The sequence below is a fragment of the Solibacillus palustris genome, assembly GCF_022549215.1.
Lineage (GTDB): Bacteria > Bacillota > Bacilli > Bacillales_A > Planococcaceae > Solibacillus > Solibacillus daqui.
The window spans coordinates 150517-166188 of the sequence record NZ_JAKZFC010000005.1 but is presented as its reverse complement, the minus strand read 5'-3'; the positions used below and the strand labels follow the sequence as shown (position 1 = coordinate 166188).

At 34.7% G+C, this 15672-nt stretch carries 14 protein-coding genes; 5 read left to right on the top strand and 9 right to left on the bottom strand.

The window, feature by feature from the left end:
- Positions 1-15: 15 nt before the first annotated feature.
- The 5 genes from LZ480_RS13685 to LZ480_RS13665 form a co-directional block, all read right to left on the bottom strand.
- Positions 16-660 carry a YesL family protein gene (locus tag LZ480_RS13685; RefSeq protein WP_241370088.1) on the bottom strand — a complete coding sequence of 215 codons (645 nt, stop codon included), beginning with the start codon at positions 658-660 and terminating at the stop codon, positions 16-18.
- Between the two features lie 153 nt (positions 661-813).
- On the bottom strand, positions 814-2436 hold the full coding sequence (locus LZ480_RS13680; protein ID WP_241370086.1) for an extracellular solute-binding protein: 1623 nt from the start codon (positions 2434-2436) through the stop codon (positions 814-816).
- Between the two features lie 18 nt (positions 2437-2454).
- Entirely contained in the window at positions 2455-3333 is an 879-nt protein-coding gene (locus tag LZ480_RS13675; RefSeq protein WP_241370084.1) for a carbohydrate ABC transporter permease, read from the bottom strand.
- A gap of 13 nt (positions 3334-3346) precedes the next feature.
- A complete protein-coding gene (locus tag LZ480_RS13670) occupies positions 3347-4339 on the bottom strand; it encodes an ABC transporter permease (RefSeq protein ID WP_241370082.1) in 993 nt (330 codons plus the stop codon).
- Positions 4340-4354: 15 nt separating this feature from the next.
- Positions 4355-5509 carry a Gfo/Idh/MocA family protein gene (locus LZ480_RS13665; protein ID WP_241370079.1) on the bottom strand — a complete coding sequence of 385 codons (1155 nt, stop codon included), beginning with the start codon at positions 5507-5509 and terminating at the stop codon, positions 4355-4357.
- Between the two features lie 620 nt (positions 5510-6129).
- On the opposite strand from LZ480_RS13665, the gene LZ480_RS13660 reads away from it, so the two are divergent.
- A complete protein-coding gene (locus LZ480_RS13660) occupies positions 6130-6873 on the top strand; it encodes a hypothetical protein (RefSeq protein WP_241370077.1) in 744 nt (247 codons plus the stop codon).
- Between the two features lie 288 nt (positions 6874-7161).
- Here LZ480_RS13660 and LZ480_RS13655 read toward each other — a convergent pair whose 3' ends face one another.
- Together LZ480_RS13655 and LZ480_RS13650 are read right to left on the bottom strand one after the other, a co-directional pair.
- Positions 7162-8685, bottom strand: coding sequence for a sensor histidine kinase (locus LZ480_RS13655; RefSeq protein ID WP_241370075.1), 1524 nt, complete (start codon positions 8683-8685; stop codon positions 7162-7164).
- A 14-nt stretch (positions 8686-8699) separates the two neighbouring features.
- Positions 8700-9344 (bottom strand): response regulator transcription factor, encoded by a 645-nt coding sequence (locus tag LZ480_RS13650; RefSeq protein WP_241370073.1) that lies wholly within the window; start codon positions 9342-9344, stop codon positions 8700-8702.
- Positions 9345-9604: 260 nt separating this feature from the next.
- Between LZ480_RS13650 and LZ480_RS13645 the strand changes: the two genes are divergently transcribed.
- A complete protein-coding gene (locus LZ480_RS13645) occupies positions 9605-10942 on the top strand; it encodes a sensor domain-containing phosphodiesterase (RefSeq protein WP_241370071.1) in 1338 nt (445 codons plus the stop codon).
- A 369-nt stretch (positions 10943-11311) separates the two neighbouring features.
- Here the strand turns inward: LZ480_RS13645 and LZ480_RS13640 are convergent, their stop codons facing one another.
- Positions 11312-11494 (bottom strand): hypothetical protein, encoded by a 183-nt coding sequence (locus LZ480_RS13640; protein WP_241370069.1) that lies wholly within the window; start codon positions 11492-11494, stop codon positions 11312-11314.
- A gap of 726 nt (positions 11495-12220) precedes the next feature.
- On the opposite strand from LZ480_RS13640, the gene LZ480_RS13635 reads away from it, so the two are divergent.
- A complete protein-coding gene (locus LZ480_RS13635; protein ID WP_241370220.1) occupies positions 12221-12523 on the top strand; it encodes a YunC family protein in 303 nt (100 codons plus the stop codon).
- 202 nt (positions 12524-12725) lie between these two features.
- Here LZ480_RS13635 and LZ480_RS13630 read toward each other — a convergent pair whose 3' ends face one another.
- Positions 12726-13037, bottom strand: a complete 312-nt coding sequence (locus tag LZ480_RS13630; protein ID WP_241370067.1) for a hypothetical protein — start codon at positions 13035-13037, stop codon at positions 12726-12728.
- A gap of 506 nt (positions 13038-13543) precedes the next feature.
- Here LZ480_RS13630 and LZ480_RS13625 point away from each other — a divergent pair.
- Positions 13544-14020 (top strand): DNA polymerase III subunit alpha, encoded by a 477-nt coding sequence (locus tag LZ480_RS13625; protein ID WP_241370065.1) that lies wholly within the window; start codon positions 13544-13546, stop codon positions 14018-14020.
- Between the two features lie 109 nt (positions 14021-14129).
- A complete protein-coding gene (locus LZ480_RS13620) occupies positions 14130-15377 on the top strand; it encodes an erythromycin esterase family protein (protein WP_241370063.1) in 1248 nt (415 codons plus the stop codon).
- The last annotated feature ends 295 nt before the right edge of the window (positions 15378-15672 follow it).

The following is a 15672-nucleotide window of genomic DNA, read 5'->3' as shown; positions in this document are numbered from 1 at the left end:
ATCGGTTTAATGTGCTTACACCGAGGCGTAATTGATTTGTTTTTCTGCCTCTTCCTTCTTTTTAAAAATATTAGACGACATCCAAGTTAAAAATAAAGCTGTTACACTTACACCGAAAAACGGCAATAAGCCAGGTATCCAATTGAAAATAAGATAGAGTATCGTAAGGCCCACTATTGAACCAATCATTTGGAGTGGATATGCGATACTAAATAATATCGACACGGCAAAGTAACGGAAGTAAGGTAACTCATAGTGAGCGTAAATTTGAAATATGTTTAGCACCATCACCCCATATATAATACTAATCGTTATAAATAATGTAAGAGAAATTAAACCCATCATACTCTGGAATGTTGAAATGATTTGAAAGTTAATCGTTAAAAAGTAACCAACAGCAATTATCATAATTCCAATTTTATTTGATGGAATAAACTCAACTTTATATGTATCCCAGTATGTTTTTACAAGTTGCTTTAAACGGTCTTCTCCTTGCAATCTTTTACGTAAAGTAGTAAACATCGCAACTGACGCTGGTGTTATTCCAAATAATACAAGTCCAAGTATTGTTAAACCAATCCACATTAGCTGCAATACAGCCAGTAAAGTAATCAATTCAACAATCGAGTATAACTTCCCTTTCCATCCTTCAAATGTCATGTACCTTGCCTCCTCACAATAGAAATTACATGCACGACTTAAAGCGTCGTGCATGTCTCATTCACATTCCGTATTAATATAACTTGCTTCATCGGGAGTGTTCCACTTATGGTGATAAACCGTCCATTGATTTACTGATGGAGAGCTATTACATTATTCTTGTGTACGGTCATAAGCACCTTGAGCGATTTCCATATATTCTTCTAAGCCCATTTTTTCGAGTGTTTTCTTGTAGTCATCCCACTTATCGAAACTTGTTTTTCCTGTAATGAAGCCCGCTATACTTTCGTCGATATACGTATTGATATCTGTTAAAATCGCCGACACTTTATCATTTTCCTCAACAGTATAGTTTAGACCTGGAATTATATCTTCTTGTTTTAGTGCGTATGGTTTTACTTGCGCTGCATTCTTAACAGAATTTTCTTTCGACTCTGCACCTTGGAAGAATTTCTGTGTAACGATACCTGGATAATAACCACCTGGCCATGTTAAATATTCACTGATCGCTTGGTCCATTGTTTTACCCTCTGGGTTGTTCGTAATCGTATCTAAATATTTGACCTTTCCTTCCGCATCTTCTTCATACGTTACGCCTTCAAAGCCCATAAAGAACATTTTATTTCCTTCGTCCCCATATAAGTGGTCAATCCAGCGTACCATTGCTTCAGGATTTTCCGCTTTATCTGTAAGAACGAACATCCCTAAGTTACCAAGACCATTTGACACCGCAGTATATTGACGATCACCATTCGGTCCTTCTAACACTTGTGCCCCTACATAATCGTCTAATTTAAAGACCTCTTTCGGATCTATATCGCTTAGCATACCGAAATTCCCTTTAGTAGCTTCAGCAGCAAAGGTGTGTATTTCTACGGTAAACACATCCTTGTTAATTAACCCTTCAGTATAAAGCTTATTTACATATTGAAGCATTTGCTTGTATTCATCTGTTGTTGGCACGAAACGGAACTCTTCTGTTCCTTCTTTAAAGTCTAAATTCGGATTCATTGTCCCTTGCTTATTTAATCCGAAAGAACCTTTTAGGGAATCCATTAGATATTTAATACCATAGCCTGTTCCCCAACCTTGCTCGTCCTGTATGCCGTTCCCATTCGGGTCTTGTTCTTTAAATGCTTTCAACACTTCATATAATTCGTCCGTCGTTTCAGGAGATTTTAAGCCCAATTTATCAAGCCATGTTTGGTTAATCCAAGGCATTCCTAAATGTAGAGAATCAAATCCTGGGTCAAAAATTGCTGGGAAGCCATATATTTTGCCGTCCGCCATTTTGATACCTTGTTTAACACTCGGATATTTCTCTAAGATTGCTTGGAAATTTGGTGCATATTTATCAATATAATCATCTAGTGCTAAAAACACACCTTGTTGACCGTATTTAATTAAATCTGTTTTGGAAAATGCAGATGCAAAGAAAACTTCTGGATAATCACCGGCAGCTAACAATAAGTTCCTTTTCTCTGCCAATGCATCTGTTTGTACAGTTGTCCAATTCATATGAATGTTAGACATTTTCTCAAATTCTTGCCATAACATTAAATTATCCCAATCTTGTGATGAGAAAAATTTTGCTGCAAAGCCATCCACTTCAATCTTTTCATCCACGATTGGCATGCCTGTTTCATTGACCTTATCAGCATTGGCACTAGGTTCATATTCACTACCACTTTCTTTATCCGAGCATGCTCCTAATAGGCTTGCCGCTAACATCATACTTGCTACTGCACCATATACACGTCTCTTTTTTACTGTCATTATAATCTCTCCTGTTCTTTAACCTTTTAGTGAACCAATCATGACACCTTTTACAAAATACTTTTGTAAGAACGGATAAAGCATAAGCATTGGGAGGTTGGCTACAATTAAAACAGCATATTTCAAACCTTCAATGCTAAGTTTTTGAGAAAGTAAGCTTTCTGAAGTCGCTTTGACCATATCGTCTACTTGCCCTTGAATTAAGATTTGTCTCAGTATAAGTTGGAGTGGAAATTTGCTTTGGTCTTGCAAGTAAATTAATGCTTGGAAATACGAGTTCCAATGTCCTACTGCATAAAATAGAACCATTACAGCCATAACTGGCATTGATAGAGGTAATACGACACTCCATAAAATTCGGAAATGACCAGCCCCATCGATCGTTGCAGATTCTTCTAGTTCATGTGGGATAGATTGGAAGAATGTACGCATAATAATAATGTTCCATACGGCAACCGCATTTGGAATAATCATTACCCAGAACGTATTAATCATTCCTAAATCACGAATAAGTAAATAGGTTGGGATTAACCCTCCACTGAAAAACATCGTGAATACCATAAATGCCATAATAACGCCTTTTCCTTTTAACTCTCTACGTGATAGAGGGTAGGCTGCACAAATGGTCATAACAATGTTCAATAGCGTACCGAAAAATGTGTATTTTAAGGTATTAATAAAACCGTTTATAATGTCTTTATTTTGAAATACTTTTTCATATGCCTCTACAGTAAATTCTTTTGGCCATAGCCACATATCACCTGAAAGAACATACTCTGGATTACTAAGTGATGCACTTAGTACAAATATCAACGGATAAAGCACTACAAGTGCAACAATTGCTAAGAAAATGTAATTAAATACCGTAAACGCTCGATCGCCTCTTGTTTCTTTCACATTTACCACCCCTTTACCATAAACTTGTGTCACTAACTTTTTTAGCTATCTTATTTACCATAATGAGAAGGACAAAGTTTATGATTGAGTTGAATAAACCTACTGCCGCTGAAAAGCTGTACTGTGCTTCTAAAATCCCACTGCGATAAACAAATGTTGAAATAACATCTGATGTCGAAATGTTCAAGTCATTTTGCATTAAAAATACCTTTTCAAAGCCTACTGCCATAACTGAACCCATATTCAAAATAAATAATATGACAATCGTTGGCATAATCGCAGGAATATTGATATGAATAATACGCTTGAATTTAGAAGCACCATCAATCATAGCCGCTTCATGCTGTGCTGGATCAACTGCTGCTAATGCGGCTATGTAAATAATCGAACTCCAGCCCATTGTTTGCCATACGTCTGATAATACATAAATCGATTTAAACCATGCAGGTTCTGTAATAAAGTCAATCGGGTTACCACCAAACAACATGATTACTTGGTTAATCATTCCATCTGGTTTTAAGAACAATAGCAACATACCTACAACTACTACTGTTGATAAAAAGTGCGGTGCATAGATAACCGTCTGTACAAACTTTTTATAACGTAAACTTTTTACCTCGTTTAATAATAAAGCAATAATAATTGGCACAGGGAATGCTACTAGTAATGTAAATACTCCGATGCCAACCGTATTTTTTATTAGTCTCCAAAAATAATAACTATCAAAGAAACGTTCAAAGTGCTTAAAACCTACCCATGGACTATCAGCAATTCCCTTTGTTGCGATGAAATCTTTAAAAGCGATTTGCAAACCGTAAAGTGGATAGTAATGAAACACTACAAAATAAAGAATGACAGGAACTAACAATAAGTAGAGCTCCCAATTTTTCCTAAGCGATTTTTTCCACTCTGCCCAGTGATTTTTCTTTTCTCTTTGCTTTTTATTGGAGATTTTTGTTTCTTTTGCAGAGCTTTCTTCCAAAGTTGGTTTATTCGCAAGCGTCATACTTACACCTCCTATTTATTTATGTGAAAGAATAGTAGACTCTTGAGAAATTTCAACAACTTTCCCTCCACTACGGAGTGAATCTGCTGCAGCACAACCAACCGCAACACTCATGCGACCAGCAAATGGAGTAGTTAATGGCTCTTTATTGTAAAGAATGAGCTCCACAAAATCTTGCGCAATTTTCGGATCTGCCCCACCATGACTACCTTCTTCTGGTTTCATTTCATAGACAACATCGCTTAGCTCTTCCCAAGAGTTTGATTTACGTGTTTTTAAGTAGATTTTATTGTTAACATCATCATTTTCGATACGACCTTTTGTACCGATAAATGTATAGTTTCTCGAATAATCTGGCGTGAAGTGACATTGTAGATACGAAGCTTTAATACCGCCCTCTAGTTCCATAATAAGCATGTTGTTGTCTTCTACATCAATTTCTTCGCGGAACGCACATTCTGTAAACGTATGAGGAACATATTCTGGACATGTATTCTTTTGGTCGCATGTTGGACATGTTAACGTATTTGGTTTATCGCCACCGTAATAATCTAAGCTACCAAACGCAGAAACCTTTGTCGCATACTTACCAGAAATCCAGTGAATAACATCTAAATCATGTGACCCCTTTTGTAGTAAAAGAGATGTCGTATTTTTTGAGTTACCATGCCAGTCATGATAGTAGAAATATCCGCCAAACCCAACGAAGTGACGTACCCAAATAGCTTTTAAATCCCCAATAGCACCTGAATCGATTAAACCTTTCATTGTTTGATACATGCTCATATAGCGCATGTTGAAACCGACCATTAAGTGCTTACCTGAACTCTTCCAAGCATCTAGAATTCTATCGCAGCCCTCTACTGTAATAGCTAAAGGCTTTTCAGCATATACATGCTTCCCTGCTTTTAAACAAGCAATTATATGTTCTTCGTGTAGGTAGTCTGGCGATAGAACAGCAATCGCATCAATATCGTCTCTGTTTAATAATTCCTGATAATCTTTCGTCAAAAATAAAGGAGTATCGAATTTTTCCTGAAATTTATCCAAACGCTCTTGAGATATATCTGCCAAAGCAACAATCTCTGATTCCCCATCGGGCTTATGCCAATATAGGGCTAACCCACCTCTTAGTCCAGCTCCTATTACTCCAATACGTACTTTCTTCATTAGTTTTCCCCCTTTTAGTGCACATCAATATCTTTTTAAGAAAACGGTTACAAATTTGTAACCGCTCATCACACCAGTAACATCACAACCACACATTAACACGTTGTAGGTACAAGTTAGGATAAACAATTTAACGAAAATTGCGATAATTACGTTTTTATTAATATATAATTCTGCCTCTAACCATGTCAATATAAATAATAAGTGCAGTTTTGCAGAAAATATCATACTTTTCGATCATATATTTAGTTATCCCATTGGCAAATCCAATATTTATAGTATTCCGTTTGCAACTTGACCCACTCACTATAAAATCCATAATTAACTAAAAAAATATTTTTTTTAGTTGGTTTTTTCTGCTCAAGTTTTCAAATCACCAATTCCGTAGTAATCGACTTTGCTTGTTCGATTGCTTTATTTAGATTTTGCTTTAATTTTTCGAATAGGCTTTCTTCCATTAACTAATAAAACATGGAATCTCACTAGGGATTTTTACAAAATAGTTTAAATTAGAAGAGTTTTCCGAAAATATAGGGAAAATCCCTATTGATAATCGCCATATAATAGCGAGATAATGTGAACGTGAAATGAAAATAACATGACGGGTGTGAGTGTACATAGTGATGAACCGTATTGGTGACATTCAACCACTAATTCAAGATTATCGATCCAAAATCAGCGCTAATGAATCTGAATTAACAATTAAGCTTTTAGATGACTATGAAGATCTCCTACAGTTGTTCTATCAAAAAAATGAGATGATTAATCGAATTTGGGATTTCCATGAAAATGAAAAGTATCAATTGGCTCAAGAAACATTGGATCCACTTGAACAAATTTTATATAGCTCTTTATTAGGAATCCGTACGTTAGACCATGAAGCCAAATCAGACTCTGCAAAAAATTATTTAGCTTCACTTAAAAAAGAAATTGAAAAACAATTAAACCATTTAAAAGAAGCTTCGATTAGTGTATATCCATTATGTATGCAGGATTTGGGGTCTTACGGGGCTATTAAATCTTACTATGAACTATTTAAAGAAGGAAAGAACATAACAATTGACATTGACTTTAAAGGAACGCTAAAAAGGCAGCCCCATAAAGTAGAGATTCATATATTTCGATTCATCCAACATTTGATTCAAATTATTGACAACCTTAATACTGTTGTTACATTAAGTATCACTATTAATGAAAAGGATGGTCGAATCGTTATCACATTTGAGGGAGAGGCTTTAGTAGAACGACTAAACCACTCTTCTAACTATCAACTATTTAAAGAATTAATCGACAGTATTGAAGATGTTGAGATTCTAGAGAAAAATGAAAGTACATTTAATCTAGTTCTACAAACAATTAGATAACACTAACAAAAAATCGACGCGTACCTAAATAACCGCGTTACTGCCTATCTAATAAAAACAAAAAACTCCTTTGTAGAAGACTTAGAACGATGTCTTCTACAAAAGAGTATTGTCTTACGAGAATAATCAATTACGCCTCGGCTAACCCTTGTCCAGATTTTTTTCGAGCTTAGGCCTGCACGATGCAGGTTAGTTAGCCGTTGTCGCATGGATGCGACGTACTTAGGCTAACATCCTAAATTAACTTCTCTAAAAATCTGTGACATCCGCCGGGGGCTTTAACTTGCTTCAGCAAGTTAATGGTTCAACTTTTTCATCCACATTTCTCGGGACAGAAATTTCGATTGTCGTTCCCTCATTTGCTTTAGAATGAAACTGCGCAGAACCACCTACCCCTTCTGCTCGCTCCTTTATACTATATAAACCGATACCTTTTCGCTGTGCGTTTTTTAAATAATCCTCTACGCAAAATCCGATACCATTATCTTTAATTGTCAAATCTACTGAATCCTCATCCATATTAAGAGATACATAGACTTCGCTTGCTTTCGCGTATTTCGCTGTATTATTTAGCGCTTCTTGACAGATTCGATAGAGAGCTGTTTCAATTTCTGGCTTTAACCTCCCAACTCCCCTTTTTATTTCAAATTGAACTGAGATATTATGAATCTGCTTGTATGTTTCAAGATAGGACCTCATAGCTGGAATAAACCCTAAATCATCTAATGTACTTGGCCTTAATGAACGTGCAATTTCTTTTACTTCCTTCATTGCCTCTTGTGTCATCATCTTTATAGTTTGAACGCTTTCTTCATTCTTTTCTACGGATTGATCTTTATTTACAGTATTTAAAGTAACTAGAATGCTATATAGGGATTGACCGAGACTATCATGTAATTCTCTAGATACACGCTTTCTTTCCTCTTCATGTGCTTCAAACACTTGTCTGGATAAGTTTTTTTCAGCCTCATATAACTTTAGCTCTGCTTCCATTTGTTGCTTTTCCGCATTTTCTTTGTCAGTTAGGATCTGCTGAATCTCAGGGAAATAGATGGCACGATAAATATAAATGTATGCAATAAATTTGAAACAGTGCCCTAATAAATTTTCAATCGCATACACATGCGTATAAAGGGTAAAAAAGAGCTCAGCCACCATCATGATAAATAAGGCAAAAATCATGCGGAGCATATCGATAGTTGGTTGTGACTCTTTTATATATCTTGTTAATAAAGTAATAAATGTAATAAAAATAGTTGTACTTATTACATACTCAAGCGAAACTTTAAGACCTGTAACCCCTTGTTCATTAAGTAGTACCGGAAGTTGTTCTGGTATTGTAAGAATAATCGTTGTACAAATACTCACAATTAGGACGGTTACACCGAGACCCCAACCACGTTTAATAAATAGCATTTGGTTTGGTCTAAAGACAAACAGAGCAACGCCAATACTTTCTATTAATCGTGCTACAATCCAAAACCATGTGGCACGGGTAGCAGAAAACTCATCGTTAATAAAGGGCATTCCCTTATAAGTAAAAGTATGAGCTAAATCAAAACAGCCTACCGCTAGAAAAACTAACCCAATGAAATATTGGGATTTTAGTCGATGGGTAGAGTAAGTTATCCATGCCTGTACAAATAAAGAAAAAGAAACAAATATACTAAATAACTCAAGCAATGTATGTAGTAATAAAAAATGTTCATCTACATCTGCAGATATGTGTGCCATTTGAAATCGGAACAGCAAAAGTAATGCAAAGATTGAAAAAATTATAAATTTAATTTCTTGTTTCTTTAAAGCTACCATCTGCTTGTGCTCCCTTAATCAAAATCTAAATAGCCATTTTTCACTGCAAATTCCACTAAATCTGGACGTGTTTTCAGTTGTAATTTATCCATAATTTTCGATCTATGGGATTCTATCGTCTTTATTGAAAGAAACAAAATCTCCCCTATTTCCCGATTGGTATAACCCTTAGCCAAATAAGATAATACCTCTTGTTCGCGGCCCGTCAATTTTTGCAAATTACTCTCATTGTCAATTGATTTTTTCATATATTCTTCTAATAAAAGTTTTGTAGCATTAGGATATAAATAAGCTTCTCCGCGGTAAACTGTCCGAATCGCTTCTAATAAATCATATTCATGATAACTTTTTAATAAGTAGCTAGAAGCCCCCGCCTGCAAAGCGTGGAATAGATATTCCTTCCCTTCATGCATCGTTAAAACGATGATCTTCACCTTATTATTAGCTTCATTAATTTGTTTTGTTGCTATAAGGCCGCTCTTCTTTGGCATATTTAAATCCATGATGATTACATCAGGTTTTTTTTCTAATGCTTTATGAACGGCTTCTTCTCCGTTCTCCGCTTCATCTATTACCTTCATGTCCGTTTGACTATTAATCATATGTTTAATTCCCGAGCGTACAATGGCATGATCGTCGGCAAGCAATACTGAAATCATACTTGCACCTCCCTAAATTAGAATCTCTAAAAATACTATACCATATATCTCACAAATATTGGTTAAACGTAGGGATTTTTGATTAAGTTTACAGGATAGGGTGAATAGCCCATTCATTTTAGGGAATGAACTAGTAAAGTATAGGGATTTTTATATTTAACGCTTAGGGCTTTCCCTTATAGTGATAATTATAAATAGTTGTAATAATAGTAAATAAGAATACTCCGATAAATTCATAACTTTTTTGAAAAGAGGAAAAAATGATGATTACAGTTCAGAAATCCTTATTTGAGAATCAAACTACCATTATCCATATGATTTCATCCGGTATGCCGTTAAATAAAATACTAAATTTTATTGTGAATAGCATTGAAAATTCGTGCGATCCTTTTAGTCTGTATGGGGCCATCATGTTGTACAATCCCACACTAAATCAATTAGGAGAAACGGTGAGTTCCTCTCTCCCTACAAACTTTATAAATTCTATGGAACCAGTAGAAGTCAGTCCTTATGGAGGTTCATGTGGAGCTGCTGCCTATTTAAAACAACCGGTTATCGTATCAGATATTGAAAATAATCCTATTTTGGAAAAACAACGAAATAATGCAATTGTACATGGATTTCGTGCTTGTTTTTCAACACCTCTTCTCTCTTCAAAAAATGAATTATTAGGAACAATTGCAATTTATAGTAGAGATTTAGGAAATCCAGTTGAAAAAACGTTACATGCCGTCGATTTTTATAGCAAACTAGCCTCTATGGCCATAGAGATTTCAAATAACAGTAATTGTACTCCCCTTTATTCATTTGAAATAGATAATCGTTTAAAAGAAAAAAACGAAAAAGTATTAACCGAATTATATACAGCCTTAGAAAATGAAGAATTTGAGGTATATTTTCAACCCTTCTTTGGTGTAAACGAACAGTTACTAGCTGTCGAAGCACTTATTCGTTGGAATCATCCTCATTTAGGATTATTGTCACCAGCCTCTTTTCTACCTGTTGCTGAGGAAACAGGATTTATTCTTAACATAGAAAAATGGATTTTAACTCAATCTATTTATAAATTGAAAAAGTTACATCAATATGGTTGGCCTGATTTAAGCCTTTCTGTTAATATTTCTGCCCAACAATTTGACAATCCTCGTTTTCCCGAAATGGTGGCAGAGCTTTTAGAAAGGATGTCGCTCCAACCAAAAAATCTTACTCTAGAAGTAACTGAACGGTTTCTTATTCATCAAGAAAATGTCGATACAGTCAATCGCCTAAGGGCAACTGGAATAAAATTATCCATAGATGATTTTGGCACTTCTTATTCTTCCTTAAAATATTTGAAAGAATTAAAAATTGATGAAATAAAGATTGATCGTAGCTTTATATCAAACTTAGAAATGGATGAGACTAGTCAAAAAATAGTTAAAATGATGATAACGCTCGGTCATCAACTGAACTTAAATATTGTCGCTGAAGGTGTTGAAACAGAAAAGCAACTACAATTATTAAAGAAGATGAAATGCGATTCATTCCAAGGGTTTTTATTTAGTAAACCGATTTCGTTTGATCACTTGAAAAATAATTTTCTTTCATCAAAAAAATGAAACATGGAGTATTATCCATTGTCGAACTTGGACACATGTATAAACGCAAAAAAGCCCGCCACCACTGTGATAAAACAGTAGTGACGGGCTTAAAATTATTTACGAGTACGCTCAATATAAATGAGTGCATACTCTAATAATTGACCTGTTGCGTAATTTTCAACATTATCATCTGGTGAAGGAAATACTCCATCTACTACTGCTTTACGTATTCGATCGCGCGCTTTGCGATTTCCTCATATTACATTCATTAAAAATTTGTAATGATGCCCGCTTCACATCTTGAAACTTTAATAGCACAAGTACTTTCGTCAATTAACCCTTGTGCGCCAGTTCGTGATCTGTAGTGACCAAGGGAAATAATCGTAATCATTTGCTATTACCATCCTGTGCAGTTGATTTACCAAAATAATAACCAAATACCATCGTTAAAATGGATAGTGTATACTCTACCGGAATTCTTCCAGACACCGCTAAATAAGCAAATACGATAGCAAATAACAATGTAATCATTTTCCGCACTTCTATAAGTGCTATCAGTTTGATTCTCATTCCACTATTCTCCTCCCAATGGATCTAATCGTTTATGCGCCGAGCTAACAGACCCTTCAACTTTTGTTATTCGTTCCAATAATGCGGACGTTCTTTTTGATAAACTTTAAAGACTACTCGCAATGATTCGACACCGCCGTTAAGCTTATCTAATTTTCCTATGTTACTTGAAGTTTCAGGATGGTCATCATACCCTTATAAATAATTTTTCAATTTAAAAAGCACTCATTTTATTAGAAAAAAGCTGTTTATTGAACGAAAACGCATTTTTTAAAGTGGAAAATAGACAGTAACACTCTGAGAAAACCAACAATCATTTATTATTCAACTCATGAAAAAGCCGTCGTTACAGGCTTAAATCAAATTTTAAAAGCATTTTAAAAAAATTTGCCCAACATATTTTTTAGTATATTCGTGAAATGGTGAATTTGATATACAACTTATTTAAAAATAAGCGCTATCAGATGCAGAAAAAGGCGTTTGTCACTTATTTTAATTTAAGTCGTATATCGATTTAGACAAATAGCAAAAAACTGATTTGAAAAATGCTCAATTTTTTTACTCAGTTGCAAAATTATGCATTAGAAAGAAGTAAGCAACACCTGAACGTTTAGCAGCTCATCTTCATTAGTTTGATTAAAATTGAAACAAACCACATAATTTCGTCCAAAACAAGTACCTATTTCTAATTGGTTCATATGATTTATATAAAAGGGGGCAAAGGTTATCGTATATACTGAAACGATTGATCTTCAAGGACATTTATTTACAGCTGTAACGGTTCATTTACCTAAAACAACATTGCTGACGATTTCGAATGAATGTGGGTACATTATGTGTGGTGCGCTGGATGTCGGACTGTTAAATGAAAAATTAGCCGATCGCAAAATCATTGCTGGTCGTGCGGTTGGTGTAAGAACGATCGATGACTTATTAAAAGCGCCATTGGAATCCGTCACATACGAAGCGAAAGCGTGTGGCATCGAAGAAGGTATGACTGGTGAAGAAGCGTTATTAAAAATGATTTAAATTGGATTCATAGCCAAATACGTAATTTAGGGAAAATGAGTTCCATCCCTAACAAGCTTTTACTAGCAAATTTCCGTGCGCAAAAAATGACTGGCATCTAGATAAAATATTGTTTCTTGCAAAAAAACCGCTCTTTCAATTTCTCGAAAAAGCGGTCTATCTATTTTATTGCCTATTTCTAGGTACAATCACATTTGTATATTTAAATCGCTTTATTATAATAAGAAGCTTTGTTCCCTTTACTTCTCTTAACGGCTAAAAGCTCTTCTAATTTCTGAATATATTCATGATTTGTTGATATTCTTGTAAGGCTTGTTAATAAATATGGTCTCAATCCGGAATTGATTTTTTGGCATCGCGCAAGATTAATTAAATACTTGGCCATTTTAAATGACTTCAAGTGCGTATGTCCATTTTTAAACTCTTTCTTCGTATTGACGACCATAAATTCTTGCTTTCGCCCTTTATAAAAAGGAATAATAATAAACTCATCTTTTTTGAAAATTTGATTCATATTATCCTCATCCTTTTCTCGAATATACTCATAAACGGTCTTTCACTTACGTAAAAATACCAATTACTCCGCTATCCTATACGCCCCTCTCGCCTTATTTGATTTATTGGTCTTACTTCTCCTTACTCTATTTATCGATTACTATATTCCAAATTCAATGAAATAAGCACCTTTTTTAAATATTATTAACAATTCAATCACGTTTTTACATCGTTTTAATATAGAATATTAAAAACTTAAAGGCAAGGGCAGGACAATTGCTACTTTTTCTTAAAAATTTATTCGAAGATGAATTTGAATCATATTCATTTCCCTTAAGGTTTAGGTAGCACCTTACATTTACCGTGGAATGGATATGGCTCTTCACTGTAAGTACTTTAGGGGTTAACTTCCGAAGTCGAGTTAGTCATATTCAGCATATTTAAATTTAAAATTACTAAAAACACCCTTATCAGAATATAGTATCAATAAATTTATAAATCAGTGTAAAAAAGGATGATTAGTAAATGGGCGTTATCGTAATAGATAACAAAAGAATTATTCTAAAAGGGATTAGTAAATATGAGTTAAATTCAGATGAGATGTATTTTAGAAATGATACTGAAGAGGAAAGATTTCTTTTCATATTTCTTATTAATCAGGATGAACTTTGGAGTGAGTATTGTTTCAAATATTTATATATTGAGATGGATGATGGCAATTTGTATAAATATTTTTCTGATAAAAAATTATATGATGTAATGCAGAAAATGGCTAAATATTTTGAAGAAAAGGGTATTGGTAGTGAGGTAGAAAATTGTTTTTATGATTATCATTCTGATAGTTACGATATTAGTGAAGATTTAGAAGAGATACTAGAAGAAGATGAGCATTTAGGACAAGCTGTTGAAAGTTATGTAAGAATTAGAGATACGTTCATATTCGTTAATGAAGATATTACAGTTATAGCGAATAGAATAGATAATGCTTTTGGAATTATATAAGCGGTACAACCCACGCAATCTTTAAATGGGATATATCCAAAATTTGTTTCATAACAATACATTAATTTGTTAATAATAATGAAACATCCATTTTCAAAAGGAGTTTCTCATGACAAAAAAATTAATTCAGGCTATTTCCGAACATTCCCTGCCATTAAGCGATGTAAGTTTAAATAAAATTGTGGAGGCAATTGAAGACGCAAAAATTGTGATGATAGGCGAAGCGTCCCACGGAACATCAGAATTTTATAAAATTCGTGCCGAGCTCTCAAAAAAGTTAATTGAACAAAAAGAATTTCAACTGATTGCAGTAGAAGGGGATTGGCCATCCGCTCAAGCAGTGAACCGATATGTAAAGGGCTACAGTGTGGAAGGCGAAACCATAAAAGATGTTTTAATGAAAGCTTTCCATCGTTGGCCAACATGGATGTGGGCAAATGAAGAAGTCGCAACCTTTACTGAATGGCTAAAAGAGATCAATAGAAATCGCGAACAAAAAGTAGGCTTTTATGGTATAGATTTATATAGCCTATTCGAATCAATTGATGAAGTATTAAAATTTTTATCGAATAATCCGCAATATCAGGTTGATTTAGAGCATGCAAAAAAGGCTTTTACTTGCTTTGAACCGTACAATCGTATGCCAGAGCATTACGCCCTTTCCACAGCTCAATTTTCTGATGAATGTATTAGCGAAGTAGCTTCCTTATTACACTCATTACGGAATCATGAAGAATATTATTCCAGTAGGCAGGAAGAAGATTTAAATGTGGTGATGAATGCACTCGTTGCCAAAAATGCAGAAGCGTACTACCGAAAGATGATGTCAGATGAAAAATCGTGGAATACGCGCGATTATCATATGGTGGAAGCGATTCATGAATTACGCAAATATTACGGAGAAGAAACAAAGATCATCGTTTGGGAGCATAACACACATATTGGTGATGCTTCTGAAACATCAATGAAAAATGAGCAACTGATAAATGTCGGTCAAGTTATTCGAGAGCAATGTGGGAAGGAAAACACCTATGCAATTGGTTTTGGCACATATGAAGGCACTGTAATTGCTGCAGATAGTTGGGGGGATCCTTTTGAAATTATAAAAGTCCCACCTGCAATACTAAGCAAATGGGAAGGCCAACTCCATGCAGCAAGTCCAAAAGATAAAGTATTATTATTTAATGATGAAAATAGAGAGTTATTTAATGATTGGATTGGTCACCGTGCGATTGGCGTTGTGTATAATCCCGCGTTTGAAGCCTACGGAAATTACGTTCCTTCCAGAGTTGGTAGCAGGTACGATGCATTTATTTACATCGATCAAACGAACGCTTTAAATCCTTTCCAACAATGACAATAAAGTAAACAACACCTCAGAAGTACCGCCTACTTTTGGGGCGTTTCGCTGCGATCATCCAAGTGTCCAACCTTCACCTTTTTATAGTATTTATCTATATTTAATAAAAGTACCAGCTCCAGACACAGACACAAAGAAAAGGGATATTGCCAAAGAGTTCAACTCCTATTCAATATCCCTAGTCTTTAAAATTTTGATATGACTGCATTTACAGCCAATTTTTATGGAGATAGCGGGTGTTCTGCCTATCAAAGAGGCAAACCTTGTAATACTAACGTTTACAAGGCTTTTC